Raw genomic sequence first — 25,323 nt, 5'->3', positions numbered from 1 at the left:
CAGCACCCCGGGAGGAGATAATCGGGGCTTGGCGAGAAACATTATCGCTCACTCAGCGATAATCCTGTGTTCCCCGCCCCCAAACGGCTCAGTAGCCGGTCATCTCCAGGTAGCCGACCCCCAGCCGCTCACCGCTCCGTGGGTCCCGGGCCACCACCTCGCCCTCCCAGTAGGGCACCGTGGTGGTCATCCAGCGCTCGGCATGGGGCGCCTCGACCACCAACGCGAGATCCTCCCCGGGCACCGCCAGCCGCCAGCGGGTGGGCACCTCGCGCCCCGCCACCGGGGAGGTGGCCAGCGGGGTTATCGCCAGAGCCTGCGGGCCCAGCGGGCGGGTGGTGCCGTCCGGTGCGATCCAGCTGCCGGAGCGGTAGTCGCCGTCGTCGGCCCCGCCGCCGCGCAGCCGGAAGGCCATCAGCCGGCGGCCATCGTCCAGGTGCAGCGAGAACCAGTCCCAGCCCGCCTGGTCGGGGCTCAGCAGCTGGCTGCTCCACTCGCGGTCGAGCCAGCCGCGGCCGCTGACCGCGTGGCTTTCGCCGTCCAGGGTGACCTCGCCCTCTACCCGCCAGAAGGGCTGGCTGTAGTAGTGGGAGCCCTGGCCGTCGGCGGCCTTCTGGCTGAAGCCGTCGTCACCGTGCCGCACCAGCGGCCCCTCGGCGGTGAGGGTGAGGCGGTAGCCGAGGCGCGCTTCTCCTTCGCCCTCGAAGGCGGTGAGGGTGAGGTGCTCGAAGGTGTCGCTCCCCGGGTCCGTCACGGCGCTTGCCAGCTCCCAGTCGTCGAGCCAGGCGCGGAAGGGGGAGGCCTCCGCGCCGGCCTGGCTCTCGATTCCCCGAGAAGGTGCCGCCGAGTGGCTGCGGGCGAAGCGCTCGGCCACGGCGTGTCGCTCGCCGCGCGAGACCGCCATATGCGCCATCCACAACTGTTCGGCGGCCCAGGGGGTAGGCGCGGGGCGCTCCGCCGGCGGCGTCGTTTCCGATGACAAGAGCGCCTGGCGGAAGAGGGTCCACTGCAACCCCAGCGGCTCGCCGTGCTCATCCTCCAGGTTGGCGGTGAGGTACCACCACTCGATGCGGTAGTCGGGGTGGGCACCGTGATCCTCGGGGAAGCGCAGTGTGGTGTCCGGGCCGGCCTGCACGAAGCCGGCGGTGCTCTCGCCGAGCCCGGCGAAGCCGGCCCCCGAGCGCTCGGGTGGGGCCTCGTCGCAGCCGGCGAGGGCTACCAATATGCCCAGCAGGGCGGCCGGCAGCAGGGCGCGCCATGGGGCGGCATGCTTGGTCGCTCGTGGCATCATCTTGCCTCCTCGGCCAGCAGGGCCCGGGGCGGGGTGCGCCACAGGCGCAGCGCCGGCAGTGCCGCGGCGAGCAGCGCCACCGCCACGGCCGTTCCCAGGGTCAGGGCGATCTCCCCCGGGAAGAGGTGCAGCGGCAGCCGCCAGCCGAAGGCCGCCACGTTGATCACCGCCACCAGGCCCCAGGTGATGGCGATACCCAGCGGCACGGCGACCAGGCCCACCGCCAGCGCCGCTCCACCCAGCTGGGCGAGCTGGACGCCCAGCAGCTGGCCTCTCGGTACCCCCAGAGCCCACAGCGGTGCCAGCCGTCGGCGGCGCTCACGGGCCTGGGCCAGCAGGCTGGCCAGCAGTGCCAGCGCCGCCACCGCCAGGGTCAGGGCGTTGAGTGCCCGGGTGATGGTGAAGGTGCGTTCGAAGATGCCGGTGGCGATGCGCTTGACCTCGCCCTGGTCACGCAGGGCGTCGCGGCCCAGGGCGAATTCGCTGCCCAGCGCCGCGCCCAGGGCCTCGTCGTCGGCACCCGGGGCCAGCACGATGCCGATGGAGTCCGGCGGTGCCGAGAAGCGCCTGCCCAGCTCGGCGGCGGTCATCAGCACCTCGCCGCGAGGGTTGCCGTAGTCGGGATAGATCGCCGCCACGGCGAGCGCCTCCCCGCCGCCCGGCGTGGCCAGAGTCAGGCGGTCCCCGGGGGCGATGCCCTCGGCGACGGCCAGCTGCTCGTTAATGAAGGCGCCGCCCTCACGCAGCGAAGTCCAGGCCGCGTCCACGCCCCGCTGGGTCTCCAGCAGCGGCCAGGTCGGCGTCAGCCGCTCCCCCGGGGTCAGGCCGAACAGCGACACCGGCCGCTCCGGCAGGCGCGGTGCCCCCGCGGCCTCGACCGCCAGCAGGGTGCTCTCGCCATGGCGGGTGACCAGGCGCTCGACCACCTCGGGGCGCTCGCCCAGCCAGGCGTGGACCGCCGCGAAGCGCTCCGCCGGGGGATCCAGGTAGAGGTCGGCCACCAGCCGCTGGTCGAGCCACTCCAGGAAGGTCAGGCGGAAGCCCCCCACCATGCTGTTGACCCCGAGGCTCGCCGAGAGCGCGATCAGCAGCGCCATCAGCGCAAGCGACAGGCGCGGCAGCTGCAGCTCGAGGTCGGCTAGGGCCCACTGGGCCAGCGGGCGGCGTCGTGCCAGCCGGGCAAGCCCCGCCAGGGTCGCCGCCAGCAACGGCGGCAGCCACAGCGCGCCCACCAGCAGAAGGACTGCCATCAGCACGAAGCCCGCCGCCAGCCCCTCGCCGGCGGGCTGCCGCGACAGCCAGCCCCACAGCGCCAGGCCGGCAACCGCGATTACCGCGCCGGCCAGGGTCATGCGCCCGAGCTGGCGCTGATAGCCGCTGCGCCACGCCTGGGCGCGGCCCAGGTCGAGCACCGACAGGCGCGCGGCCCGCCACAGCACGCCCGAGCCGGCCAGCAGCAACCCACCCAGGGTTACCGCCAGTCCGCCGAACCAGTAGTGCCAGGGCAGGCGCAGCTCCACGCCTACCCCGGCGCCGTAGAGGCTGCCCAGGGTAGCGGCCACGTCGGGTAGCAGCGCCCGGGCCAGCCAGACGCCGCCGGCGATACCGGCCAGGGCGCCGACCACGCCGAGCAGCACCAGCTCCAGGGCCAGGCCCGTGACCAGGGTGCGGCCGGAGACCCCCAGGGCACGCAGGGTGCGCAGCATCTCCAGGCGCTGCTCCAGGGCCAGGCCCAGCGCCGCCTGGACAATGAACAGGCCGACGATCAGCGCCAGCAGCGCGAGTGCCGTCAGGTTGAGGTGGAAGCTCTGGGTCAACTGACCCGGCGAGACCAGGGCGGTGGCGCGGGTCAGCGCCAACCCCGGTGGTGCGGCCGCGAGGGCCCCCGGTGCGGAGACCAGCCGACTCAGGGTCTCGCCGCTCTCCAGCAGCGTCGCGGCGGCGGCGATATCCATCACCAGGGTGTGCGGCGGCAGCGAGGGGGCGAGGCTCAGCGGCGGCAGCCGGCCCGCCGCCAGGCGCGGGGTTGCTCCCCGGGCAGCGTCGCCATCGAGGCCCAGGCTGGGCAGGGTGTCCGGGGCGAGCCGGGTCTGCCACGGCGGTGACAGGAAGCCGGTGAGCTCTACTGTGCTTCCGGCAGTGGCGAAGGCGCTGTCGCCGGGCAGGGTGAGGGGGTCGATGCCGATCAGCGTCAGCCGCGTGCCGTCGGGTGCGCTGAGCTCGCCCTCCAGCAGCGGCGAGACCGGTACCCCCTGGCGGCGCAGGGTGAGGAAGTCGTCGTGCGCCAGGGGCTTGCCGTCGAGGCGCTCCAGGCGGTCGAGCCCGGTGGTGAACAGCGCCTCGGCGCGGGCGTAGCTCTCCTTCGCCGACGCATTGATCGCCTGGACGCCGCTCCACAGGGCGCTGGCCACCCACAGGCCCAGCAGCAGCATGGCCAGCTGGCCGGGGTGGCGGCGATAGTGGGAAAGCAGGGTGGTGAGCAGCGTGACGAGCTGGGTGGCCATCACGATGACGCCTCCTCCGCGGCCTTGTCTGCCGAGATCAGCCGGGCACGGGAGAGTACCAGGCGGCGATCCAGCGGCGCGGCGATGAGCGGACTATGGGTCACCATCAGCAGCGCACAGCCGGTCTCGTGGACCAGCGACAGCAGCAGTTCCAGTACCTCGCCGGCGGTGGCCTCGTCCAGGTTGCCGGTGGGCTCATCGGCCAGCAGCAGCGGTGGACGCGGCGCCAGGGCACGGCCGATGGCCAGGCGCTGCTGCTGGCCACCGGAGAGCTGCTCCGGGTAGCGGCCCTCGAGTCCCGCCAGGCCCAGCTGCGCGATCAGCTCGGCCGACCAGGCGCTATCCTCGCGGCCGGCCAGGCGGGCCTGCAGGCGGAGGTTGTCGAGTACCGTCAGGCTGGGCACCAGATGGAACTGTTGGAATACCAGGCCCAGCGACTCCCGGCGCAGGCGTGCCCGCTCGGGCTCGGCGAGGGTGGAGATCGCCCGGCCCCCCAGGCGCACCTCGCCGGTATCCGGCAGGTCGAGCCCCGCGGCCAGGTGCAGCAGGGTGGACTTGCCGCTGCCCGACTCCCCCATCAGCGCCAGGCTCCGACCTGCCTCCAGGGTCAGGTCGACCCCGGCGAGCACCTCGAGGGGCCCCTGGGGCGTGGCATAGGCCTTGTGGACCTGGCGGAACTCGAGCATGGCGGCCTCCCTGGCGCTGGAATGGGCTGACACGGGTCAGGCCGGAATGGTGGCACAGAACGCCGGCCAGCCACAGGCGACGGAGGGAGGAGTGTCGGCGATGCCGCGATCGGGTATAACCGGTGGCACTCAGGGGCCAGGCGACGCGAGGAGGCGAAGAACATGACGGTGACGGTGTCGCGGCATTTCGTCGGTGAGCTGTTCCAGGGCGTGCCCGGAATGGCGGCCGAGCGCGCCAGCCTGCTGCGCCGCGCCGGCATCTCGCCGCGGCTGCTGGAGTCGCCCCATGGCCGGGTCACCGTGGAGCAGTTCGCCACCCTCTACCGGCTGCTGGTCAACGCCTGCGACGACGAGACACCGGGCTTCTTCGCCCGTCCGCTGCGCGGCGGCACCCTCAAGCTGCTCTGCCTGAGCCTGCTCGAGGCGCCGACCCTCAAGGTGGCACTGCACCGCTATCGACTGTTCTTCCGTATCCTGCTCGACGACTTCGGCTACGAGGTCAGCCATGGCGATGACCTGGTGCGTATCGGCCTGGTGGAGCACCGGCCACCCGCGGGCAGTCGCATCCTCGTGCACGAGCTGATGCTCAAGCTGCTCCACGGCATCGCCTCCTGGATGATCGCCCGCAAGATTCCACCGATCACCCTGGAGTGCGCCTACCCGCAGCCCGAACATAGCGCCGACTACCGCTACTTCTATCCCGGGCGGCTGCTGTTCGACCGACCCCAGACCGCCATCTACTTCGATGTGGCGGTGCTCGACGAGCCGATCCGCCAGACCAAGCGACACCTGGGCGCCTTCCTGCAGCGCGCCCCGGCGGACTGGTTCTACGTCTCCTTCGAGGAGCGCCTGCTCTCCCACCGCGTGCGCGAGCACCTCACCCGCCACGGCGCCTATGCCGCCGGGGTGGCGGAGGTGGCCGCGGCGCTGCACATGTCGGTGCGTACCCTGTCGCGGCGCCTCGCCGCGGAAGGCACCCGCTTCCAGGCGGTCAAGGACGAGTGCCGGCGGGACTTCGCCATCCAGGCGCTGACCCGCAGCGAGCAGCCGCTGACGACCCTGGCCGAGGCGCTGGGGTTTCAGGACCAGGCCTGCTTCAGCCGTGCCTTCCGCGCCTGGACCGGGGATACGCCCGCCGCCTATCGGCGGGCGCTGGCGCTGCCCCGGTAGCGGCCGGGGCCCTCACGCCTCCTGACGGATACGCTTCTTGTCCAGCTTGCCCACGCTGGTCTTGGGGATCTCGTCGACGAAGCGGATGGAGGAGGGCAGCGCCCAGCGGTTGATGCGCCCCTCGCTGACGAATCGCTTCAGGAAGGCCAGCACCTCGTCGCTTGCCGGTGGGGCGTTGAGGTCCTTGGGCACCACCAGGGCGGCGGGACGTTCGCCCCATTGCTCGTCGGGCACGCCGATCACCGCCACCTCGGCCACGCCGGGGCACTGGGCGATCAGGTTCTCCAGCTCCAGGGAGGAGACCCACTCGCCGCCGGTCTTGATCACGTCCTTGATGCGGTCGCGGATCTGCAGGAAGCCGCGCTCGTCGAGGGTGGCCACGTCGCCGGTATGCAGCCAGCCGTCGCGCCACAGCTCCTCGCTGCGGGTGGTCTCCTTGTAGTAGGCCTGGGTGAGCCAGGGGGCGCGGACGCGCACCTCGCCGACGCTCTCGCCATCGTTGGGCAGCGGGGTGCCGCTCTCGTCCACCACCTGCAGCTGGACCAGGGGGATCGGCAGGCCGGCCTTGCAGCGCCAGGGCAGCTGGGTCTCGAAGTCGGCCTCGGCGATATCCCGGGGCAGCACGTCGGCGGTGAGCAGCGGGCAGGTCTCCGACATGCCGTAGGCGCTGCGGGTGTCGATGCCCAGCTCATGGGCGCGGCGCGCCAGCGCCTGGGTCAGCGGGCTGCCGCCGATCAGCAGCTTCCAGCCGGAGAGGTCGACCTGGCCTGAGGCGACCGGCTCGGCGTTCAGCACCATGCCGAGCAGCGTCGGCACGCAGTGGGAGAAGTCCACCTTCTCGCTGACCAGCAGCTTGATCAGCATCTCCGGCTCGTAGCGCCCGGGGTAGACTTGGGTGGCGCCGAGCAGGGTGGCGGTATAGGGCACGCCCCACGCATGCACATGGAACATCGGCGTGATCGGCATGTAGACCTTGTCGCGATTGAGCAGCTCGACCCCCGGTGCCTGCAGCGTGCTGGCCTCGGTCAGGGTGTGCAGCACCAGCTGGCGATGGGTGAAGTAGACCCCCTTGGGGTTGCCGGTGGTGCCGGTGGTATAGAAGAGCGTGGCCACCGCGTTCTCGTCGAAGGTGGGGAAGTCGTAGTGGCGGGACTGGTCGGCCAGCAGTGACTCGTATTCGCCCACCAGCGGCAGGGCACTGTCCACCTCGGCCGCTTCCTCCTGGCAGAGCAGATAGCCGCGAATGCGCGGCAGCCGCTCGTGTAGCCCCTCCAGCAGCGGCACGAAGTCCTGGTGCACCAGCACGAAGTCATCCTCGGCGTGCTCCATGGTGTAGTGGATCTGCTCCGGGGAGAGGCGCACGTTCACGGTGTGCAGCACCGCCCCCAGCATGGGGATGGCGAAGAAGGCCTCCAGGTAGCGGTGGCTGTCCCAGTCGAGCACCGCCACCACGTCGCCGGCACGCACGCCCCGGGCGGTGAGCAGGTGGGCGAGCTGGTGCACCCGCTCCCGGAAGCGGCGATAGTCGTGGCGGCCGAGGTCGCGGTAGACGATCTGGTTGTCGCCGGCCATGCGCACGCCGCTCTCCAGCAGCTCGCCGATCAGCAGCGGCGGGTTGGTGGCCGAGGGCGTGGGCGGCAGGATCTTCGGGTTGACGGTGGTCATGGGGGGCTCTCCTCTCGTCACAGGCGCTCGATCAGCAGGGCGATGCCCTGGCCGCCGCCGATGCACAGGGTGATCAGGCCGTAGCGGCCGCCGGTGCGTTCGAGTTCGGCCAGCGCCTTGATCACCAGGATGGCGCCGGTGGCGCCCACCGGGTGGCCGAGGCCCACGGCGCCGCCGTTGGGATTGAGCTTGTCGGCCGGGAACGCCAGTTCCTCGGCGACCGCCATGGCCTGGGCGGCGAAGGCCTCGTTGGACTCGATGACATCGATATCGTCGATGGTCAGGCCGGCCTGCTCCAGGCAGCGGCGCACCGCGGGAATCGGACCCAGCCCCATCAGGTGCGGCTCGACCCCGGCGGCGGTGCCGGTGATCAGCCGTGCCCGGGGTGTCAGGCCGCGGCGCTCGGCCTCCTCGGCGCTGGCCAGCACCAGGCTGGCCGCCCCGTCGTTGAGGCCCGAGGCGTTGCCGGCAGTGACCAGCCCCTCCTTCTGGAAGGCGGGCCTGAGCCGCGCCAGGTCCTCCAGGGTGACGCCGTCGCGCACGTGCTCGTCGCGGTCGAAGACGCGCTCCTGGCGGCCCTGGCGCACCGTGACCGGCACGATCTGCTCCGTGAAGCGCCCCTCGGCGATGGCTCGGGCCGCCTTGTGGTGGCTCTCCATGGCGAAGCGGTCCACCGCCTCGCGGCTGAGGCCGTAGTGGGCGGCGATATTCTCGGCGGTACAGCCCATGTGGCCGCTGCCGAAGGGGTCGCTGAGGATGCCCAGGGTCAGGTCGGTGACGCTGGCGTGGCCCATGCGCAGACCGTTGCGCGCCTGGGGCGGCAGCAGGTAGGCGCCGCGGCTCATGGACTCGGCGCCGCCGGCGAGGGCCAGGCGGCTGTCGCCCAGGGCGATCTGCTGTGCGGCGGAGAGCAGGGCCTGCACCCCGGAGCCGCACAGACGGTTGACGTTGAAGGCGCCGGCCTCGTCGGGCACCCCGGCCTCCCGGGCGATATGCCGGGCCAGGTAGGCGTCCTCCGGTCCGGTGGTGATGATATGGCCGTAGACGGCGTGGTCGATGGCCGCGGCCTCGACGCCGGCACGCGCGAGTGCCTCGCGGGCGGTGACGGTGCCGAGTTCATGGGGGGCGAGGCCCGAGAGGCTGCCGCCGAAGCCGCCGATGGCGGTGCGGGCTCCCCCCAGGATGACGACGGAATCAAGGTGCATGGGAATTCTCCAGTGTCAGGCCTTGCCCAGCAGCGAGCGGGCAACGACCTCCTTCATGATCTCGGAGGTGCCGGCGTAGATGGTCTGTACCCGGGCATCCAGATAGAAACGCGAGATGGGGTATTCGCGGGTGTAGCCGTAGCCGCCGAACAGCTGCAGGCAGGTGTCGGCGGTGGCGCACTGCATCTCGGTGAGGCGCAGCTTGAGGATGGCGGCCTCGGTGGGCCCCATTTCCCCTTGTCGATACTGCGCCATGCACTTCTCCAGGTAGGCGCGGCCCATCTCGATGTCGGCCTGCACTTCGGCCAGGGTGAAGCGGGTGTTCTGGAAGTCGCCCACCCGCTGGCCGAAGGCGCGGCGCTCCTGGACGTACTCCAGGGTGAGCTCCAGGGCCCCCTGCATGGCGCCCAGGGCCTGGGCGCCGACACCCAGGCGCTCCCGGGGCAGCTCCTGCATCAGATAGGCGAAGCCGCGGCCCTCCTCGCCGAGCAGGGCATCCTCCGGCAGCTCGATGCCGTCGAAGAACAGCTCGGCGGTGTCGCTGGCGTGCTGGCCGATCTTCTTGATCGGCTGGCCCCGGGAGAAGCCGGGGAGGGTGGTGTCGACCAGGAACAGCGAGACCCCCCGGGCGCCGGCTTCCGGGTCGGTCTTGGCGCAGACGATCACCAGGTCGGCCACCTGGCCGTTGGTGATGAAGATCTTGCCGCCGTCCAGCCGCCAGCCGCTCTCGGTGCGCCGGGCGCGACTCTTCATACCTGCCAGGTCACTGCCGGCGCCGGGCTCGGTCATGGCGATGGCGCCGATGACCTCGCCGCTGGCCATGGCCGGCAACCAGCGCTGCTGTTGTGCCGGGGTGGCGATATGCAGCAGGTAGGGCATGACGATATTGGCGTGGATGTTGTAGGCGCTGGCCAGGCCACCGAAGCCGCGCCGCGAGATCTCCTCGGTGACCAGCTGGGTGATGGCGAAATCGGCGCCGGCACCGCCCAGTGGCTCCGGCATGTCGATGCCCAGCAGTCCCGCCTCGCCCATGCGCCGCCAGAGCGCGCGGGGCACCTCGCCGGCCTCCTCCCAGTCGTCGTAGTGGGGGTCGACCTCCTGGTCGAGGAAGCGGCAGATCATCTCGTGGAACAGCGGGGTCAGCTCATCCCGGGGAGTGGCCTGGGTCACGCTTGAAGCTCCTTGCGCAGGTGTCGCTTGAGAATCTTGCCGGCGGTGCTCTTGGGCAGGGCATCGCTGAAATAGATCTGCTTGGGCACCTTGTAGTGCGCCATGTGCTCGCGAGCGTGCTCGATCAGCGCCGCCTCGCTGACCTCCTCGCCCTCCTTGAGCACCACCACGGCGGTGATCGCCTCGATCCACTTCTCGTCGGGAATGCCGATCACGGCCACCTCGGAGACGGCGGGGTGCTGGAACAGCACCTCCTCCACCTCGCGGCTGGCCACCACCACGCCGCCGGTGTTAATGACATCCTTGATGCGATCGACGATGAAGAGATAGCCCGCCTCGTCGAGGTAGCCCACGTCACCGGAGTGGAACCAGCCGCCCAGGAAGGCCTCCTCGGTCATCTCGGGCTTGTCCCAGTAGCCGGTGAGCAGCTGCGGTGAGCGGTGGACGATCTCGCCATGCTCGCCCGGCGGGACGTCGTTCATCTCGGCGTCGACGATACGCGTCTCCACGGTGAGGATGGGGCGGCCCGCCGAGGCTGGCCGGGTAGCGTGCTCCTCGGGCCGCAGCACCGTGGCCAGCGGGGCGATCTCGCTCTGGCCGTAGCAGTTGTAGAGCCCCACGCCGGGAATGCGCCGGCGCAGCTCCTCGAGCACCGGCACCGGCATGATGGAGGCGCCGTAGTAGGCCTTCTTCAGCCGGCTCAGGTCGTGGCGGTCGAACTCGGGGTGGCGCAACAGGCCGATCCATACCGTGGGCGGGGCGAAGAAAGAGACGATGCCGTGGCGCTCGATCTGCGCCAGGCAGTCGTCGGGGGCCGGCGCCTCGCGCAGGTGCACCGTGGCCCCCAGCAGCAGGGCTGGCATCAGGAAGACGTGCATCTGGGCCGAGTGGTAGAGGGGCAGGGCGGCCAGCATCGGCTCGTCGGCCTTGATGTCGAGCTCCACCATGCAGGCCATGTACTCGGCGAGCAGCGCCTGGTGAGTCATCATCGCCGCCTTGGGCGCGGCGGTGGTGCCCGAGGTATAGAGCAGCTGGGCCAGGCTCTGGCCGTCGAGTTCCACCGCTGGCTCGGTGTCGTCACCCTCGGCGAGGGCCGCCTTGAGAACGTCGAAGCCGTCGCTCTGAGGGGCGTGCAGGGTGCCCGAGAGCGTCAGGTCCACCGCGCTGCTGGCGGACTCCACCTTGTCGGCCAGGCTGAGGTCGCTGAGCAGGCCGCTGGCACCCGATTGCTCGAGGATATAGCTGAGCTCCTCGCTGCTCAGGGCGAAGTTGATCGGGACATGGACCAGGCCGGCCCGGGTGGCGGCCAGCCAGGCGATCACGTAGGCATCGGAGTTCTTGCCGTAGACCGCCAGGCGATCACCGGGGGTGAGGCCGGCGCCGATCAGGGCGTGGGCGACCCGGTTTACCGCGCGGTCGAGCTCGGCATAGCTCCACCGGCGATCATCGAAGGCCAGGGCCAGGCGGCTGCCGTTCTTGCGGGCGCTGCGCGCCAGTGCCGCGCCGATGGTGTGCTGCTGGATGCGGCTCTGCATGGTCATCTCATCTCCACGAATTGTGCTGTTGTGATGGGGAGGGCGAGGTGCTCAGGTGTCACCGTTCTGGACCAGGTGGCAGTCGCTCTGGTCGAGGGGGCGGAAGGCCTCATCGGCGGGGATGGTGCGCACCAGGCGGAAGAGGTCGTCCTCGTCGACGGCTTCCTCGGGGGACTTCACCTCCACCAGGTACATGTCGTGGACCATGCGGCCGTCCTCGCGGATATAGCCGCCGCTGGCGAACATATCGTCGATCGGGGTCGCCGCCATCTGCTGGCGAACCGCCTGTGCCTCGTCGTTGCCGATGGCATCGATGGCCTGCAGGTAGTGCAGGGTGCTGGAGTAGAGGCCGGCGTGGACCTGGGTGGGCATGCTGCCGGTGCGCTCGCGGAAGCGCTCGGCCCAGGCACGCGCCTCCTCGTCGAGGTCGTAGAACCAGGCGGTGGTGAACTGCAGGCCCTGGGCGATCTCCTGTCCCAGGCTGCGAATGTCGGTGCTGAACAGCACCATGCCGGCGAGGATCTGGCCGGCCTGGGTGATACCGAACTGACCGGCGGTGCGAATCGCATTGATGGTGTCGGAGCCGGCGTTGTTCAGCGCGATCACATCGGCGCCGGAGGCCTGGGCCTGGAGCATGAACGACGAGAAATCGCTGCTGGGGAAGGGGTGGCGGGTGCTGCCGACGATGCTGCCGCCGTTCTCTTCCACCACGCGGGTCACGTCGCGCTCCAGGGCGTGGCCGAAGGAGTAGTCGGCGCTGAGCAGGTACCAGTCGGTGTTGCCCTCCTGGGTGATGGCGCTGGCGGTGCCGTTGGACATGGCCCAGGTGTCGTAGACCCAGTGGATATGGTTCGGCGAGCAGCTCTCGTTGGTCACGCCGGAGGAGACGGCGCCGTTGACCAGGCCCAGGCGATTCTCTTCCTCCAGCAGCTTGACCGAGGCGAGGGTCACCGAGGAGGCTACCAGGCCGGTGACCATGTCGACGTTGCGCTCGTCGATCCACTCGCGCACCACGCTGGAGCCCACGTCGGGGCTGTTGCGGTCATCGGCGCTGAACAGCACCACCTCGGCACCGGCCACGCTGCCGCCCATGTCCTCGATGGCCATCCGGATGGCGTCCTCGCCCAGCGGGCCGATGGGGTCGCGGTAGGCGCCGGTCATGTCGGCCAGGTAGCCGATACGGATCTCGTTGTCGGTGATCTCGGCGGTGGCGGCCTGGGAGGCGAGCAGCATGGAGGCAGCGAGAGTGCCCAGAGCAAACTGACGGGTTGGGATCATGGAGATGCCTTTGCGTTGTTGTTGTCCGTTGGTTGGCGCCACGGGAGCGCCCGGATCCATGGTAGGAGCAAAGGCGAGAGCAGGGTTGACCTATCGAGCCAGGGTGTTTGCATTTTGTGCCAAATTTGGCGGCAAATTTGCCAAGCTTGCGAACGAATAGTGCGACTTGGCGACATATACGGCCAAGGTAGTAGAGGGGCTTCCCTCAAAGTAAAGAGGCGCCCGAAGGCGCCTCCCGTGGTGGTCGTGTGAGGCATGTATCAGACGAAGATGCGCTCGAACTCCGGCGAGAAGTCCTGACTGGCAGGCGAGATGCCGAGCTGTTCGTCACTCCAGGCGATCAGTCGGCGGGCAGCATGGAAGAGTACATCGGCGAGTTCGTGCAGCAGGTTGAAGTGCTCCGCGATCTCCGCGTAGTGGGTGGCGTAGTCATGGGCCGCCATGTTGCGTACCGCACGGCAGCGTTGCCAGTCGCTGGTGGCGTCGATGATGCCTTGCTTCTCGAAGAAGGCCAGCACCTTGAGAAAGCTGTCGGATGGCTCTCCTGCCAACAGGGCACTGTGGCGCATGGCCGAGGCCAGTGAATCCTGCAGCTTGGCAAATCGTTCGTTGATGGCGGCCAGCGTCTCGAAGAGATCGACATCCTTCTTGTGTTCTGACAGCCACTCGGGATCGATGGGCCAGTTGATCTTGGCATCGGACCGATGAAGGAACCAGGCACAGCGCTGGATGGCCTCCAGCAACTGCGCCAGGTAGTGCTGCTGCTCGTGGAGGAGATCCTGGCTCATGCCGCATCCTCGGCATCGATCGGGCTGGCCTGTTTCAAGGCGATGGCCTGGAAGGGTGCTGGCTCATCTCCCTGTGCATAAGTCACGATATCCACAGGCAGCTGCAGCCGAGCTTCGAGGGCCTGCTTAAGTTCGGCTCGCTGAAGGCGGGAGATGGGGTGATTCGAGACCAGCAGCAGGTCGAGGTCACCTCCTCGGCGGGTGTCGTCAAGGCGTGAGCCGAAGAGGCGTACCTCGACCTCCTTGCCGAGGTGCGCCTGCACATCGGCAAGGATGATGTCTCGCTGGGATCGGGTGAGTCGCATGGTGGCTGTCTCCCGCCTCGCTGGTTGGCAATGCCCGCTTAGCCAGTCTAGCACCTGTCGAGTAGCGAAAGGCCCCTTGGCGAGTCCCCCCGTGAGCTCAATGCTCGTGACCATGATCCCCGGAGTCGCCCATGTCGGCCGCGTCGTGGTTGCCCGGCTCGGCCAGGGCGTCGTGGAGGGTATTGGCGTTGTGGCGCATCATGCCCAGCCAGGTGCTGGCCTCGCCTTCGCTGGCCAGGGCATCGGCGTAGAGGGTGCCGGCGATGGGCAGGCCGGTCTCCTCGGCGAGCTGCTCGAGCAGGGCCGGGCTGGTCATGTTCTCGTGGAACAGGGCGCGCACCTCCTGCTCGCGGATCACCTCGATCAGAGCGGCCATGTCGGCGGCGCTGGGGTCGGCCTCGGTGGAGAGGCCCTGGGGCGAGAGGAAGCGCAGCCCGTAGGCGTGGGCGAAATGGCCGAAGGAGTCGTGGCCGGTGATCACGCTGGTGCCGGCGGGGATCTCGGCGAGCAGGGCACGGATCTCGGCATCGGTGGCCTCGATCTCGCCAAGGTAGCCCTCGGCGTTGGCCCGGTAGGCCTCGGCGTTGTCGGGGTCCGCCGCGATCAGGCCGTCGCGGATATTGGCCACATAGACGCTGCCGAGCCCCAGGTCCTGCCAGCCGTGGGGGTCGATATCGCCGTGGTCGTGGCCCTCATGGCCATGCGCGTCCTCGGCGGCATGGTCGTGATCGTCGTGGCCATCTGCCTCCTCGGCCTCCGCTACCTCTTCGATGCCCTCGGCGGCGACCACCAGCGGGCCCGGGTAGCCACTGGCGTCCACCAGGCGCTCCATCCAGCCCTCGAACTGCAGGCCGTTGAAGACCACCAGGTCGGCCTCGGCCAGGGCGCGGGCGTCGCTGGGGCGCGGCGAGTAGACGTGGGCGTCGCTGTCGGGGCCCACCAGGGCGGTGACCGCGACATGCTCGCCGCCGACGTTCTCGACCATGTCGGCGAGTAGGCTGAAGCTGGCCAGTACCTGGATGCGCTCCGCGGCGTGGGCGGGCAGGGCGAGCAGGGCGGCGAGGCCCAGGGCGGCGGCGGGGCGGAAGGCTTTCATGGCAGGTTCTCCATCGGGACTAGTCGGGTTCCGGGGCGCCCAGCGGGGCGGCGCGGCGGCGGTAGCGGGCGAGCAGGCTGTGGTGGCGGCCCAGCAGCGCGGAGAGCAGGTAGGCGGCACCGGCCAGCAGGATGATCGCCGGGCCCGAGGGCAGGTTGAGGTGGTAGGAGAGCAACAGCCCGCCGCTGCTGGCCACCAGGGCCACCAGGATGGCGATGCCGATCAGCCCCTCGAGGCGCTGGCTCCAGAAGCGTGCGGTGGTCGCCGGCAACATCATCAGCCCCACCGCCATCAGGGTGCCCAGGGTCTGGAATCCGGCAGTGAGGTTGAGCACCACCAGGCCCAGGAAGAGGCCGTGCACCAGCCCCACCGGACTGCCTTGGCCGCGCAGGAACAGCGGGTCGAGGCACTCCACCACCAGGGCGCGGAAGATCACCGCCAGGATCACCACGATCAGGCTGCTGATGGCGGCGATCAGCAGCAGGGCGGTGGTGTCGACGGCCAGTATCGAGCCGAACAGCACATGGGTAAGGTCGACGCTGCTGCCCCCCAGCGAGACCAGCATCACCCCCGCGGCCAGCGAGATCAGGAAGAAGCTGGCCATGGCGGAGTCCTCGCGATGGCCGGTCATCTGCGACACGCTGCCGGCGAGCACCGCCACCAGCAGCCCCGAGAGGATGCCGCCCAGGCTCATGATCGGCAGCGAGAAGCCGGCGGCGAGGAAGCCCAGGGCCACGCCGGGCAGGATGGCGTGGGCCATGGCGTCGCCGATCAGGCTCATGCCACGCAGCATCAAGAACACGCCCAGCGGCGGGGCGGCCAGAGACAGCGCCAGGCCGGCCACCAGGGCGCGCTTCATGAAGCCGTAGTCGAGGGGGGCGAGCAGCCAAGCGTCAAGCAGTTCCAGCATCGAAGGTATCCGGGAAGGTGAGGGGCAGGCGCGGTGCGCGGGGCGGTTGCCCGGCGTAGTGCTCGAGCAGCGATTCGGGGCTCGCCCAACGGCCGTGACCGCCCGCCAGTATCAGCACGTCATCGGCCAGGCGCGAGAGCTGCTCCAGGTCGTGGAGCACCACCACGATGGTGGCACCGTCGCGGGCCATGTCGCGCAGCACATCCATGAGCACATCCACCGTCTCGACGTCGACGTTGGCGAAGGGCTCATCGAGCAGCAGCAGCTCGGCCTCCTGCATCAGGGTGCGGCCGATCAGGGCGCGCTGGCGCTGGCCGCCGGAGAGCTCGCCGAGCTGGCGATGGGCCAGGTGGGAGATGCCCAGCCGCGCCATGATCTCGCGGCCGCGGCGGTAGTGGGCCGCGCAGTAGCCCCTGAGGGCGCCGTGGCTGGGCCAGGTGCCGGTCATGATCAGCTCTTCCACGCTCATCGGGAAGGTGAGGTCCAGGGCCAGCTGCTGGGGCAGCCAGGCGCGGCGCTCCTTCGGGACCTGGCAGGCCACGCGGCCGCCGACCGGGCGCAGCATGCCCATGATGGCGCTGATCAGGGTGCTCTTGCCGGCGCCGTTGGCGCCCACCAGGGCGGTCACGGCGCCGTCCTGGAAGCGCCCCTCGAGGTGCTCGAGCACGGTACGCCCGCCGCGGGCCAGGGTCAGGTCCTCCAGCTGCAGGCGCGACATCACGCCCCCCCGCCGATGGCCCAGGCCACCGCCAGCCACAGCGCGGCCAGCGGCAGCGCCGCCAGCAGCAGGCGCCGGGTCGCCGAGAGCGACATCAGCGAGAAGTGGCAGGGCCCTTCCGGGCGGTGCCGGTGTCTGCGGTGTGCCATGGGGTCCTCTGGGCGCCGGAAAAACGTGGCGAGGTTATAACATAACAAAACGCCGGCTGGCCAGCGCCGCCAGGTGCCCGCGACATCGCGTCGGCTGACGCCGCGGCCGCCAATGCGGAGAATGGGCGCGAAGGCGGGGAAACGGGAGAGCCGGATGGTAGCAGCATGGTGGTGGGCATTACCCCTCGGGGTCGTGGGTGTGGTCGGCGCTCTGCTGCCGCTCTTCCATCGGCGCCTCAGGGTCAGCCTGGCCGCGCCCCGGGTGATCCCCGCCGAGGATGCCGAGCGGCTCTACGCCGGCCGCGGCGAGACCCCGACCCGGCTGCACCTGCTGCCTGGCGACCACGACCTCAGCCGGCATATCGAGGCGGAACTGCCCGAGCTGCTGGCGTTCCTGCAGGCCGCGCTGGCCGAGAGGGCCGGCGAGCCGGCCTGAGGCGGGGTCACACCCCTAGGGCGTGGCGCATCACCGCGCGCTTGGCACCCTCCAGGCGCTCGGCCAGCGCCAGCCCGGCGGCGCCGGCGTGGCGCAGCGGCGCCGCCCCGGTGAACACATGGTGGAAGGTCTCCATGGCGGCGATCATCGCCAGGGTCTGGGGGCGCCGCTCGCGGGCATAGCCGGCGAGGACCGCGCGCTCGCCCGGGTCGCGGCCAGCGTGGAAGGCGGCGATCACCCGCCGGCTCAGCGCCTCGGCGTCCTGCAGCCCCAGGTTGAGCCCCTGGCCGGCCAGCGGATGGATCACATGGGCGGCGTCCCCCACCAGCGCCAGGCGTGAGCGCACGTAGCGCTCGGCGTGGCGACGGCGGATCGGGAAGCTGGCGCGCCCGAGCACGGCCTCCACCCCGCCCAACCGGGCGGGGAACTCATGTTCGATGGCCAGGCGCAACGCCTCGTCGTCCAGCGCCTCCCGGGCCAGGGTCGCCTCGGCGCCGTCGTACCACACTAGCGAGGCGTGGTGGCCGGGCAGCGGCAGCATCGCCTGGGGGCCGGCGGGGGTGAAGCGCTGCCAGCTGACGTCCTGCTGGGGCAGGCGGGTGCGCACGTTGATGATCAGCGCGCGCTGGCCGTACTCCTCGTCGCGCGTGGCGATGCCGGCCAGCTCCCGGGTATGGGAGCCGGCGCCGTCGGCGCCCACCACCAGCCGCGCGGCGAGCATCCGGCCGTCGTCAAGCTCCAGCAGGCTATGGTGCCCGCCGGGCAGCCAGGCCACCGGCCGCACGTGGCAGAGCCTGGTCACCCCGGGGATCGACTCGAGGCGCCGCCACAGCGCCTGGCGGATCACCCGGTTCTCGACGAAGTGGCCGAAGTCGGGCAGCTCCAGAGCCTCGGCGCTGAAGCGGATATGGCGCTTCTCGGCGGCGTCGCTCGCCTCGATATGGCGGAAGGGGCAGCGCCTCGCTTCGGGAATGAATGCCCAGGCGCCGACCTCCTCCAGCAGCCGCCGCGAGGCCAGGTTGAGCGACGACACCCGCAGGTCGAAGGGGGCCTCAGGGGGGATGGCCGCTGGGGGCGGGCCGCCCTCCACCACGGCCACGCGCAGGCCGGCCTGGCCCAGCGCCGCGGCCACCGCCGCCCCCACCATGCCACCGCCGACGATGATCGCATCCAGGGTCTCGTCCATGCCGTCCTCCACGTGGCCACCTCCCGCTGCCGATGTTCGGGTACCGCGGGAAATCCCTTTCGGGCCGCGATCGCTAGCGCCTAGGATACCGGAACCGCATAGCAAGGAGGCACCATGACCCCGACACGATCCGCGCTGATCCTGCTGGGCTGGCTGGCGCTGGTGATGCTGGCCGCCCTGACCGGCATCGCCACCCCGCCCGGCGCGTGGTACGCGGGGCTTTCCAAGCCCCCCTTCACCCCGCCGAACCTGGCCTTCCCCATCGCCTGGACGCTGCTCTACCTGCTGATGGCGCTGGCCGCCTGGCGGGCGACCCTGGAAGCGCCCGCGGCGATGCGCTGGCACACCCTGTGGCCCTTCGTCGCCCAGCTCGCCGCCAACGCCCTGTGGTCGCCGCTGTTCTTCGGGCTGCACTGGATGGGCGCGGCGCTGGCGGTCCTGCTGCTGCTATGGGGGCTGATCCTGCTCACCCTGTGTCGCTTCGCCGCGGTCTCGCGTCCAGCCGCGTGGTTGCTGGTGCCCTACCTGGCCTGGGTCAGCTACGCCGCCTACCTTAATGCCGCCACCTGGTGGCTCACCGGCTGAAGCGCCAGAGTCAGCGTCGTCGGCTACGCCCCGCAATGCCTCAACGCCGCCACCTGGTGGCTCAACGGCTGAGTGATCCAGGCCGCCCCTGCTCAGTCGAGGGGGCGCCAGCCGCCCACCGTGTAGCGCTCCAGCCCCGCCTCGGTGAGGCGGCAGAGCCACAGCCAGCGGTGCTCCACCAGCCGGGCGACGTCGGGCTGGCGGGCCAGCACCGCCTCGATGCGCTCGCGGGGCGCGTCCACCACCACCGTCAGGCGCAGGGGCTCGTGGCGCCAGTCGTTGCCGTCGTGCAGCGACTGCCACGGCAGGCCGATGCGCAGCTGGGGGGAGTTGCCCTCGATCACCCCCAGGTGCCCCCCCACCACCGAGTGCAGCAGCTTGTTGCCGGCCCCGTGGCGCTCGTGATCCACGGAGGCGGCGTAGTACTGCAGGTTGATCCAGTTGGCCACCAGCATGGGGGCGCTCATCAGCGCCTCCAGGGTGCGGCCGTCGGGGTCGCGCTCGGGGTGGTACTCGTGGAGGAACACCCGCCCCTCCAAGTCGCGGCCGCGGCTCGCCGCCCGCGGGGCCAGCAGCAGGGCGGCGTTGTTGGCCAGCCCCCACTCGGGGCGCGGCTGGGACCAGTCGCCACCGCGCCGGGCCAGGGCGGCGAGGCGTGTCCCGTCGTCCTCGGCCGCGACCCCAAGTGCCGCCGCGCGGGCCTCGCGGTTAGCCTGCCCGGCCTCTTCCAGCGCCTGTTCGAAGCGCCCGAGCAGGGGGGTGAGTGCCGCTGGCACCGTCTCCGTGTCATGCAGGGTGACGCGGTCGGTGAGGGTGCAGTGGGTGGCGGCGAGCACGTGGGTGCCCTCCGGCAAACCGGCACCGTGGGCGGCCAGGCCCTGGCGCACCTCGGGATCGTTGAGCAGCCGCGCGGCCAGGCGGGCGTTGAGTCCGCCGCCCTGGCCGCCGCAGGCGCCGCAGGTCAGCCCGGCGTGGTGCGGGTTGTTGTCGCTTGCCGAGTCGTGGCCCACCAGTACCATCAGCGGGGCGGCCTCGCCGCCCGGCGCCAGGGCGTCCAGCAGCCCCCGGGCGAGCTCGACCTTTTCCACCGTGGTCAGCGGCTCGCCGCCGACGGCGTGGAAGGGGCCCTCCAGGGGCGTCGGCGCGGGGGTGGTTGCCGGGCGCCGGCGGCTGTCCCGGATCAGCTTCCAGGCCCAGGCGAGACCGGTGGTCTCCACCAGGGTGAAGGTGGAGAGCGCATGGTACTTGGCATGGCGGACCCCCTGGCGGCTGGCCTCCCGGCGGTGGCAGCGACGGTGCAGCGGGGCCAGCGGCGGCGCCTCGGCGGTGCGGTAGCGCGGGGCGAGAAGGCCGGGGAGGCGCGGCAGGTCGCGCTCCGGCCCGGCGCTCGAGTGGGTGATGGGCATGCCGAAGAAGCCCGCCACGCCCTGGGTGGCGACCTCTTCCCAGGCGGCCTCCAGGTGGCGCCGCAGTGGCTCGGAGCGCACGTCGATGCAGAAGGCCGCCTGCACGCTGGGTGCCGGGCGCGGCATGGGGCTTGGCTCCGGGGGCGTGGCCAGGGTCGCCGCCAGGCGGCGCTGGTAACCGAGCTCCAGGGCGTCCTGCCAGCACCACAGGGCCTCGTGGTCGCGATCGGTGGGCGCCGGCGTCGCCTCCCACTGCGCCGCCCAGCGGGCACGCCGTGGGGGATCCAGCTCGGCCAGCCCCAGCCACTCCCAGGCTAGCAGGATCACCAGCAGCTGATCGATGCCGGCGTGGGTGGCGGCATGGGGGGTGTGCCAGGCCAGCCCCTGGCACCAGGAGGCCCAGCCATTGACCCGTAGCAGCAGGGCATGGGCCAGCGCCTCCAGCGCCTCGGGCGGCAGTGCGAGCTCGGCAAGCAGTAACTTGCGGGCGGCCGAGGCGTCGTCAGGCAGCGTGGCCACCCGCCGACGCTGGGTGGTGCTCAGGCGCCGGTCGTGACGGCTCTGGTCTTGCCACCAGGCGTAGAGCGGGGTCGTGGTGTCGCGCTCCCAGCGCTGCTGGTGGTGGTCGAAGTAGCCGGCGCAGCACTCCGCCACCGCCTCGAAGGCGTCGTCGGTCGTCGGGGCGGTGTCCTCGCCGGCCAGTTCCCAGGCGCTCGCCAATACTCGGGGGGCCGCCTGATGGCGTTCCAGGCTCGCCAGCAGGGCGGCCTCGTCCAGCGAGGCGTCGCTCAGGGCGATCGCCGCGCGCAGCTCCTCGGGGCGGATGCGTCCGCGCTCCCAAGCCTGGCGATAGGCCTCGGGGGCGAGGGTCAGGCGGCCCCCGCCGCGCCGGGCGAGCAGCGCCTCGGCCCGTTCGATGGGCAGGTCGCGCAGCCCCCACCAGGGGTTGACGGCGATCCAGCGGTCGAGCGGCCAGGTGGGGGCGATGCGCTCGGCGGCACGCGAGAGGGCCAGTTGATGCTCGGCGGTGACGCTCGGGACGGCGGTGGCGGCGACGGCGGTCATGACACCTCTCCTCTGGCGGTGACGGTCCGGGACGGGCGGCTAAGCCGGGTGGGTTCGGGCAGGCGGTGGCGCATCAGGCGATCGGTGGCGCGCTCCAGCGGCAGGTGGGCGTAGAGGCCCTGGCGGAAATGGGTGCGCCAGCGTGCCACCGCGGGATGCCGGGGCCACAGCGTGACCGCCAGGGCCAGGCCGACCAGCGTCATCAGCAGCGCGGCACCAAGCAGGCCGGCGGCCAGGGTCAGCGGGTCGGCGGCCCGCGGCAGAGCCGGCGCCACCACGGCGTGGAGCAGCGCATAGAGCGGCACCAGGGCCAGCGCCAGGGCCGCGAGGAGCCGGCGGCGCGGGCGATCCAGCCCCGCCGGCAAGCCCAGCAGGGCCCCGCCCACCGCCAGGGTCAGCAGTACGCCGAGCAGCGGGTTGTGGCTGACCAGGGCGGGCCAGGCCAGCAGCACGGCCCCCGCCGCCGCGGCGGCGAGGCCCGCCGCCGCCAGGCGTTCCTGCAGCGGGGCCAGCGGCAGCCGCGAGCAGCGCGCCGCGCGCACCGTGCGCCCGCTGGCCAGGAAGGAGTGGGCCTTGTAGAGGGAGTGGGCGAGCAGGTGCACCAGCGCCAGGGTGTAGGCGCCCAGGCCAATCTCCAGCAGCATGAAGCCCATCTGGGCGCAGGTGGACCAGGCCAGGGCGTGCTTCACCGAGGCCTGGGTGAGCATGGTCAGCACCGCGACGATGGCGGTGGCGCCGCCGATGGCGACCAGCAGCAAGTGGCCCGGGGTAAGGCCGTCGAACAGCGGATAGAGGCGCAGCCAGACATAGCCGCCGAGGTTGATCACCCCGGCGTGGAGCAGCGCCGAGACCGGGGTGGGGGCCTCCATCACCTTCATCAGCCAGCCGTGCAGCGGCAGCTGGGCGCACTTGCAGAGTGCGGCCAGGGCCAGCGCCACGGAGGCCGCCGGCAGTGCCCAGCCCTCGCCGGTGGTGGCCTCGGCGGCGGCCAGCAGCACCGGCAGCTCGAAGCTGCCGTAGTGGTGGAAGAGCAGGCCCACCGCGGCGAGCAGGGCGAGGTCGCCCAGGCGGCTGACGGCGAACTTCTGCCAGGCGGCGCGGCGCGCCTCGCGGCGCTCGGGATAGAGGGTCAGCAGGTGGTGGAGGGCCAGGCTGACGCCGACCCAGGCCACCAGCATCACCAGCAGGTGGTGGGTGAACACCAGCAGCAGCACGCTGGCCAGCACCACCAGGCACCAGGGCAGGAAGCGGGTGCGTCCGCGGTCGCCCTCGAGGTAGCCATCGGCGAAGCGCAGCAGCACCACGCCGAGGAAGCTGATCAGCAGCGCCATCCACACCGCCAGGCCGTCGGGGTAGAGGCCCAGGGGCGCGGCGACCTCCGGCAGGCCGGTGGCAAGGCCCGCGGCATCGGCCACCAGCAGGGCGCCGATGGCCGCGCTGGCCAGGAAGCTGCCGGCCATCAGCGCCTGGCCCAGGCGCCAGGCGCGCCGCTGGCGGGCGGGGGTGGTGGCGCGGCCGGACCAGCCGGCGAGCAGCAGCAGCGCGACCGGCAGCGCCAGCCATACCGCCAGCGACGCATGGATCGCCGCATCGAGCAGGGTCGTCATGGTAGGGCTCCTGTTGAGAACGGGTTGCCCGTACTATGCCGCCTGCACCATGTTGCAAAAAAATGGTTTATCGAGAAGGTATCGTTCGTTTAAAAAGAACGAATCACGCCATCGCCCGGAGCGCGGCCATGAAGCTCAACTACCACCACCTCTACTACTTCTGGCAGGTCGCCCGGTCGGGGCACCTGACCCGCACCGCCGAGGCGCTGCACGTCTCGCAGTCGGCGCTCTCCCACCAAATCCGCCAGCTGGAGGAGCGCCTAGGTCAGAAGCTGTTCCTGCGCGAGGGGCGGACGCTGCGCCTCACTGAGGCGGGGCGGCTGGCCTTCGACTATGCCGAGGCCATCTTCCGCCAGGGGGAGGAGCTCACCGCGCTGTTTGCCGAGGGCGGCCATGCCCATCGCGAGGTGATCCGGGTGGGGGCGGTGGCGACGCTGTCGCGCAACTTCCAGGAGGAGTTCCTGCGCCCGCTGCTCGACCGCGAGGACCTGGAGCTGAGCCTGCAGAGCGGCGGGCTCGACGACCTGCTGCGGCGCCTCTCGGCCCACCGCCTGGACGTGGTGCTGGCCAACCAGTCGGTGCGCGGCGACGACCAGCACCCCTGGCGCTCCCAGCGCCTGGCGCGCCAGCCGGTGAGCATCATCGGGGCGACGCGCCTGGGGCCGCTGGCGCCCTTCCCCGAGGGGCTCGCCGGCCGCGGCCTGATCGTGCCCGGGCCGGAGAGCAGCGTGCGCCAGGCCTTCGACGGACTCTGCGAGCTCCATCGGCTATCGCCGACGATCATCGCCGAGGTGGACGACATGGCCCTGATGCGCCTGCTGGCCCGCGACACCGGCCACCTGGCGGTGATGCCGCCGGTGGTGGTGCGCGACGAGCTGCGCGCCGGAAGCCTGAGCGACTTCGGCGCCCTGCCCGGCGTGTTCGAGGAGTTCTACGCCATCACCATCCGCCGGCGCTTCGAGTCGCCGCTGCTCAAGCGCCTGCTGAACCAGTCCAGCGAGGCGCTGCTGCCCGGCAGGCGGGAGTGATCAGGCGTTCTGCTCGATGCCCTGCACGTACCAGGGGGCGCCGTCCTTGAGTTCGCGCACCAGGTGCCAGGTCTCGTTGAACTCGTTGTGCTCGCCGTTCTCGTCGAGTATGCCGTGGAAGATCACCGTGGCCTCGGCCTGGCTGCCCTCCTCCTGCACCATGCCGAGCTCGGCGAACAGGCGTACCACCTCGGTGCGGTTGTTGGCCGGCTGCTTGGCGCGCTCCTCGCGCAGCAGGTTGTAGAGTTCAGGGGTGACGTACTCCTGGATGCCGGCGAGGTCGTTGTTGTCCCAGGCGCGTTGCAGGGTCATGAAGTGCTCCTTGGCGCCACCCAGGAAGCGCTCGCGGTCGAACCACGCGGGCTCGCCGGCGAAGGCGCCGCCGAGCGGGGCGCCGCTGGCCTGGAAGGGCTGGGCGGTGGCGCCGCCACGGGGCTGTTCGGCGCCCGGTGTGGGGCCGCCCGCCACCGCCGGCCGGCGCCGGGCCAGCAGCCGGAAGAGCAGGAAGGCGATGCCGGCCACCACCAGGATATCCATCAGCCGCAGCTCGTCGAAGGCGCCGCCGAAGAACAGCGCGGCGAGCAGCCCGCCGGCGAGCAGCCCGCCGAGCATGCCCGGCATGCGCGAACCGGCGCGGCCCTGGGTGGAGCGGGTGCCGGCGGCCTGGTTCTGGGTGGCGGCCGGCTGTTGCTGCACGCTGCGCGACTGGGTGCCGAAGCTCTTGCCGCCACCCAGACGGCGCGCCTCGGCGTCCTGCAGGGCCGGGCCCAGGGTGAAGAGGCCCGCCACCAGCATGATCAGCAGGTGGCGGAAGAGCGAGGTGTTGGCGAATCGTGTGGTCATGGGGGTGTCGTCTTCGGTGAGGGGAGGGAGGAAGAGTCGAGTCAGGCCATTCTAGCGGCTATTCTGGGAGCTTCCACGACAAACACACCACAGGGGAGCGAGTGCCATGCGCCTGACGCGAGAAGAGAGCCTGCTGCTGATCGTCGACCTGCAGGCGGGGCTGCTGCCGGTCATCGAGCACGGCGACCAGGCGGTCAACGAGGCCGCCTGGCTGGGCGGCCTGGCCGAGTCCCTCGAGGTGCCGGTGTGGCTCACCGAGCAGTACCCCGAGGGGCTCGGCGGCAGCGAGCCGCGGCTGCTCGAGGCGCTGCCGGGGCATCGGCGCTGGCAGAAGCTCACCTTCGACGCCTGCGCCAACCGGGAGTTCAGCGCGGCCCTGGCGGAGAGCGGTCGGCGGCAGGTGGTGCTGTGCGGGACCGAGGCGCATATCTGTGTGATGCAGACCGGGCTCGGCCTGCTGGCGGCGGGCTACGAGGTCTACTGGCTTACCGAGGCCTGCGCCAGCCGCCGCGCGGCGGAGGCGCGCCTGGCCCGGGAGCGGCTGGTACAGGCGGGGGCGGTGGCGGTGAGCGCCGACATGGTGGCCTACGAGTGGTTGCGCCGCTGCGACGACGAGCGCTTCAAGCAGGCCCACCGCCGCTTCCTCAAGGCTCGTGCCTCGCGGCCACTGGTGTTTGCCTAGCAGCCTGTCGGACTT

The 25,323-nt window shown here is 71.2% G+C and carries 23 protein-coding genes; 5 read left to right on the top strand and 18 right to left on the bottom strand.

Annotated elements, in window-relative coordinates; genetic code table 11:
• Positions 1-88 precede the first annotated feature (88 nt).
• From Q673_RS24120 to Q673_RS35530, 3 genes are read right to left on the bottom strand one after another with little or no spacing between them, the layout of a single operon-like run.
• The gene (locus tag Q673_RS24120) at positions 89-1,291 is read right to left on the bottom strand and encodes a lipocalin-like domain-containing protein (protein WP_023005230.1); all 1,203 of its coding nucleotides are present in this window, start codon (positions 1,289-1,291) and stop codon (positions 89-91) included.
• Complete coding sequence (locus Q673_RS24115; RefSeq protein WP_023005229.1) at positions 1,288-3,795, bottom strand: FtsX-like permease family protein; 2,508 nt, start codon at positions 3,793-3,795, stop codon at positions 1,288-1,290. Before Q673_RS24115 ends, Q673_RS24120 begins: the two co-directional genes overlap by 4 nt.
• Positions 3,795-4,481 carry an ABC transporter ATP-binding protein gene (locus Q673_RS35530; RefSeq protein WP_023005228.1) on the bottom strand — a complete coding sequence of 229 codons (687 nt, stop codon included), beginning with the start codon at positions 4,479-4,481 and terminating at the stop codon, positions 3,795-3,797. Before Q673_RS35530 ends, Q673_RS24115 begins: the two co-directional genes overlap by 1 nt.
• A 162-nt stretch (positions 4,482-4,643) precedes the next feature.
• Between Q673_RS35530 and Q673_RS24105 the strand changes: the two genes are divergently transcribed.
• A complete protein-coding gene (locus tag Q673_RS24105) occupies positions 4,644-5,651 on the top strand; it encodes an AraC family transcriptional regulator (protein ID WP_023005227.1) in 1,008 nt (335 codons plus the stop codon).
• Between the two features lie 12 nt (positions 5,652-5,663).
• On the opposite strand, the gene Q673_RS24100 is transcribed toward Q673_RS24105, so the two are convergent.
• The 11 genes from Q673_RS24100 to Q673_RS36830 form a co-directional block, all read right to left on the bottom strand.
• Positions 5,664-7,316: a fatty acid--CoA ligase gene (locus tag Q673_RS24100; protein WP_023005226.1), complete on the bottom strand. Its 1,653-nt coding sequence runs from the start codon at positions 7,314-7,316 to the stop codon at positions 5,664-5,666.
• Positions 7,317-7,333: 17 nt separating this feature from the next.
• A complete protein-coding gene (bktB, locus tag Q673_RS24095; RefSeq protein ID WP_023005225.1) occupies positions 7,334-8,521 on the bottom strand; it encodes a beta-ketothiolase BktB in 1,188 nt (395 codons plus the stop codon).
• A 15-nt stretch (positions 8,522-8,536) separates the two neighbouring features.
• Entirely contained in the window at positions 8,537-9,643 is a 1,107-nt protein-coding gene (locus Q673_RS24090; RefSeq protein WP_043524515.1) for an acyl-CoA dehydrogenase family protein, read from the bottom strand.
• Between the two features lie 44 nt (positions 9,644-9,687).
• Positions 9,688-11,232 (bottom strand): acyl-CoA synthetase, encoded by a 1,545-nt coding sequence (locus Q673_RS24085; RefSeq protein WP_023005223.1) that lies wholly within the window; start codon positions 11,230-11,232, stop codon positions 9,688-9,690.
• A 45-nt stretch (positions 11,233-11,277) separates the two neighbouring features.
• Entirely contained in the window at positions 11,278-12,504 is a 1,227-nt protein-coding gene (locus Q673_RS24080) for an ABC transporter substrate-binding protein (RefSeq protein WP_031217797.1), read from the bottom strand.
• Between the two features lie 260 nt (positions 12,505-12,764).
• Positions 12,765-13,292, bottom strand: a complete 528-nt coding sequence (locus tag Q673_RS24075) for a hypothetical protein (protein WP_023005221.1) — start codon at positions 13,290-13,292, stop codon at positions 12,765-12,767.
• Positions 13,289-13,597: a nucleotidyltransferase domain-containing protein gene (locus Q673_RS24070; RefSeq protein WP_023005220.1), complete on the bottom strand. Its 309-nt coding sequence runs from the start codon at positions 13,595-13,597 to the stop codon at positions 13,289-13,291. The genes Q673_RS24075 and Q673_RS24070 overlap by 4 nt, the downstream gene beginning before the upstream one ends.
• A gap of 97 nt (positions 13,598-13,694) precedes the next feature.
• On the bottom strand, positions 13,695-14,693 hold the full coding sequence (locus tag Q673_RS24065) for a metal ABC transporter substrate-binding protein (RefSeq protein WP_023005219.1): 999 nt from the start codon (positions 14,691-14,693) through the stop codon (positions 13,695-13,697).
• A gap of 19 nt (positions 14,694-14,712) precedes the next feature.
• Positions 14,713-15,603, bottom strand: coding sequence for a metal ABC transporter permease (locus Q673_RS24060; RefSeq protein WP_023005218.1), 891 nt, complete (start codon positions 15,601-15,603; stop codon positions 14,713-14,715).
• Positions 15,587-16,321, bottom strand: a complete 735-nt coding sequence (locus Q673_RS24055; protein WP_023005217.1) for a metal ABC transporter ATP-binding protein — start codon at positions 16,319-16,321, stop codon at positions 15,587-15,589. Before Q673_RS24055 ends, Q673_RS24060 begins: the two co-directional genes overlap by 17 nt.
• Positions 16,321-16,470: a hypothetical protein gene (locus tag Q673_RS36830; RefSeq protein ID WP_200861397.1), complete on the bottom strand. Its 150-nt coding sequence runs from the start codon at positions 16,468-16,470 to the stop codon at positions 16,321-16,323. Before Q673_RS36830 ends, Q673_RS24055 begins: the two co-directional genes overlap by 1 nt.
• Positions 16,471-16,624: 154 nt before the next feature.
• On the opposite strand from Q673_RS36830, the gene Q673_RS36825 reads away from it, so the two are divergent.
• Complete coding sequence (locus tag Q673_RS36825; RefSeq protein ID WP_200861396.1) at positions 16,625-16,906, top strand: hypothetical protein; 282 nt, start codon at positions 16,625-16,627, stop codon at positions 16,904-16,906.
• A 7-nt stretch (positions 16,907-16,913) separates the two neighbouring features.
• Here Q673_RS36825 and Q673_RS24045 read toward each other — a convergent pair whose 3' ends face one another.
• Entirely contained in the window at positions 16,914-18,092 is a 1,179-nt protein-coding gene (locus tag Q673_RS24045; RefSeq protein WP_023005214.1) for an FAD-dependent monooxygenase, read from the bottom strand.
• A gap of 114 nt (positions 18,093-18,206) precedes the next feature.
• Here Q673_RS24045 and Q673_RS24040 point away from each other — a divergent pair, with 114 nt between their 5' ends.
• Positions 18,207-18,677, top strand: a complete 471-nt coding sequence (locus Q673_RS24040) for a TspO/MBR family protein (protein WP_023005213.1) — start codon at positions 18,207-18,209, stop codon at positions 18,675-18,677.
• 92 nt (positions 18,678-18,769) lie between these two features.
• Here Q673_RS24040 and Q673_RS24035 read toward each other — a convergent pair whose 3' ends face one another.
• Together Q673_RS24035 and Q673_RS24030 are read right to left on the bottom strand one after the other, a co-directional pair.
• Entirely contained in the window at positions 18,770-21,148 is a 2,379-nt protein-coding gene (locus Q673_RS24035; protein WP_023005212.1) for a putative inorganic carbon transporter subunit DabA, read from the bottom strand.
• Complete coding sequence (locus Q673_RS24030) at positions 21,145-22,755, bottom strand: NADH-quinone oxidoreductase subunit L (protein ID WP_023005211.1); 1,611 nt, start codon at positions 22,753-22,755, stop codon at positions 21,145-21,147. The genes Q673_RS24035 and Q673_RS24030 overlap by 4 nt, the downstream gene beginning before the upstream one ends.
• A 128-nt stretch (positions 22,756-22,883) precedes the next feature.
• Between Q673_RS24030 and Q673_RS24025 the strand changes: the two genes are divergently transcribed.
• The gene (locus Q673_RS24025; RefSeq protein ID WP_023005210.1) at positions 22,884-23,783 is read left to right on the top strand and encodes a LysR family transcriptional regulator; all 900 of its coding nucleotides are present in this window, start codon (positions 22,884-22,886) and stop codon (positions 23,781-23,783) included.
• On the opposite strand, the gene Q673_RS24020 is transcribed toward Q673_RS24025, so the two are convergent.
• Positions 23,784-24,626: a Tim44 domain-containing protein gene (locus Q673_RS24020; RefSeq protein ID WP_023005209.1), complete on the bottom strand. Its 843-nt coding sequence runs from the start codon at positions 24,624-24,626 to the stop codon at positions 23,784-23,786.
• Between the two features lie 106 nt (positions 24,627-24,732).
• Here Q673_RS24020 and Q673_RS24015 point away from each other — a divergent pair, with 106 nt between their 5' ends.
• The gene (locus Q673_RS24015; protein ID WP_023005208.1) at positions 24,733-25,308 is read left to right on the top strand and encodes an isochorismatase family protein; all 576 of its coding nucleotides are present in this window, start codon (positions 24,733-24,735) and stop codon (positions 25,306-25,308) included.
• Positions 25,309-25,323 lie beyond the last annotated feature (15 nt).

The sequence above is a fragment of the Halomonas sp. PBN3 genome (assembly GCF_000475415.1).
In the GTDB taxonomy this organism is placed as follows: Bacteria; Pseudomonadota; Gammaproteobacteria; order Pseudomonadales; family Halomonadaceae; genus Halomonas; species Halomonas shengliensis.
Note: the sequence above shows the minus strand (reverse complement) of the source record. Positions and strands in the feature narration are given on the sequence as shown.

What these genes read in the sequence shown, in the direction of transcription:
- Q673_RS35530 (WP_023005228.1), bottom strand. Translation starts at nt 4,481, where the DNA reads ATGCTCGAGTTCCGCCAGGTCCACAAGGCCTATGCCACGCCCCAGGGG.
- Q673_RS36825 (WP_200861396.1), top strand. Translation starts at nt 16,625, where the DNA reads ATGGTAGCAGCATGGTGGTGGGCATTACCCCTCGGGGTCGTGGGTGTG.
- Q673_RS24115 (WP_023005229.1), bottom strand. Translation starts at nt 3,795, where the DNA reads ATGGCCACCCAGCTCGTCACGCTGCTCACCACCCTGCTTTCCCACTAT.
- Q673_RS24030 (WP_023005211.1), bottom strand. Translation starts at nt 22,755, where the DNA reads ATGACGACCCTGCTCGATGCGGCGATCCATGCGTCGCTGGCGGTATGG.
- Q673_RS24025 (WP_023005210.1), top strand. Translation starts at nt 22,884, where the DNA reads ATGAAGCTCAACTACCACCACCTCTACTACTTCTGGCAGGTCGCCCGG.
- Q673_RS24085 (WP_023005223.1), bottom strand. Translation starts at nt 11,232, where the DNA reads ATGACCATGCAGAGCCGCATCCAGCAGCACACCATCGGCGCGGCACTG.
- Q673_RS24040 (WP_023005213.1), top strand. Translation starts at nt 18,207, where the DNA reads ATGACCCCGACACGATCCGCGCTGATCCTGCTGGGCTGGCTGGCGCTG.
- Q673_RS24120 (WP_023005230.1), bottom strand. Translation starts at nt 1,291, where the DNA reads ATGATGCCACGAGCGACCAAGCATGCCGCCCCATGGCGCGCCCTGCTG.
- Q673_RS24060 (WP_023005218.1), bottom strand. Translation starts at nt 15,603, where the DNA reads ATGCTGGAACTGCTTGACGCTTGGCTGCTCGCCCCCCTCGACTACGGC.
- Q673_RS36830 (WP_200861397.1), bottom strand. Translation starts at nt 16,470, where the DNA reads ATGGCACACCGCAGACACCGGCACCGCCCGGAAGGGCCCTGCCACTTC.
- Q673_RS24090 (WP_043524515.1), bottom strand. Translation starts at nt 9,643, where the DNA reads ATGATCTGCCGCTTCCTCGACCAGGAGGTCGACCCCCACTACGACGAC.
- Q673_RS24080 (WP_031217797.1), bottom strand. Translation starts at nt 12,504, where the DNA reads ATGATCCCAACCCGTCAGTTTGCTCTGGGCACTCTCGCTGCCTCCATG.
- Q673_RS24055 (WP_023005217.1), bottom strand. Translation starts at nt 16,321, where the DNA reads ATGTCGCGCCTGCAGCTGGAGGACCTGACCCTGGCCCGCGGCGGGCGT.
- Q673_RS24020 (WP_023005209.1), bottom strand. Translation starts at nt 24,626, where the DNA reads ATGACCACACGATTCGCCAACACCTCGCTCTTCCGCCACCTGCTGATC.
- Q673_RS24065 (WP_023005219.1), bottom strand. Translation starts at nt 14,693, where the DNA reads ATGAAAGCCTTCCGCCCCGCCGCCGCCCTGGGCCTCGCCGCCCTGCTC.
- Q673_RS24075 (WP_023005221.1), bottom strand. Translation starts at nt 13,292, where the DNA reads ATGAGCCAGGATCTCCTCCACGAGCAGCAGCACTACCTGGCGCAGTTG.
- Q673_RS24105 (WP_023005227.1), top strand. Translation starts at nt 4,644, where the DNA reads ATGACGGTGACGGTGTCGCGGCATTTCGTCGGTGAGCTGTTCCAGGGC.
- Q673_RS24015 (WP_023005208.1), top strand. Translation starts at nt 24,733, where the DNA reads ATGCGCCTGACGCGAGAAGAGAGCCTGCTGCTGATCGTCGACCTGCAG.
- bktB (WP_023005225.1), bottom strand. Translation starts at nt 8,521, where the DNA reads ATGCACCTTGATTCCGTCGTCATCCTGGGGGGAGCCCGCACCGCCATC.
- Q673_RS24070 (WP_023005220.1), bottom strand. Translation starts at nt 13,597, where the DNA reads ATGCGACTCACCCGATCCCAGCGAGACATCATCCTTGCCGATGTGCAG.
- Q673_RS24045 (WP_023005214.1), bottom strand. Translation starts at nt 18,092, where the DNA reads ATGGACGAGACCCTGGATGCGATCATCGTCGGCGGTGGCATGGTGGGG.
- Q673_RS24100 (WP_023005226.1), bottom strand. Translation starts at nt 7,316, where the DNA reads ATGACCACCGTCAACCCGAAGATCCTGCCGCCCACGCCCTCGGCCACC.
- Q673_RS24035 (WP_023005212.1), bottom strand. Translation starts at nt 21,148, where the DNA reads ATGACCGCCGTCGCCGCCACCGCCGTCCCGAGCGTCACCGCCGAGCAT.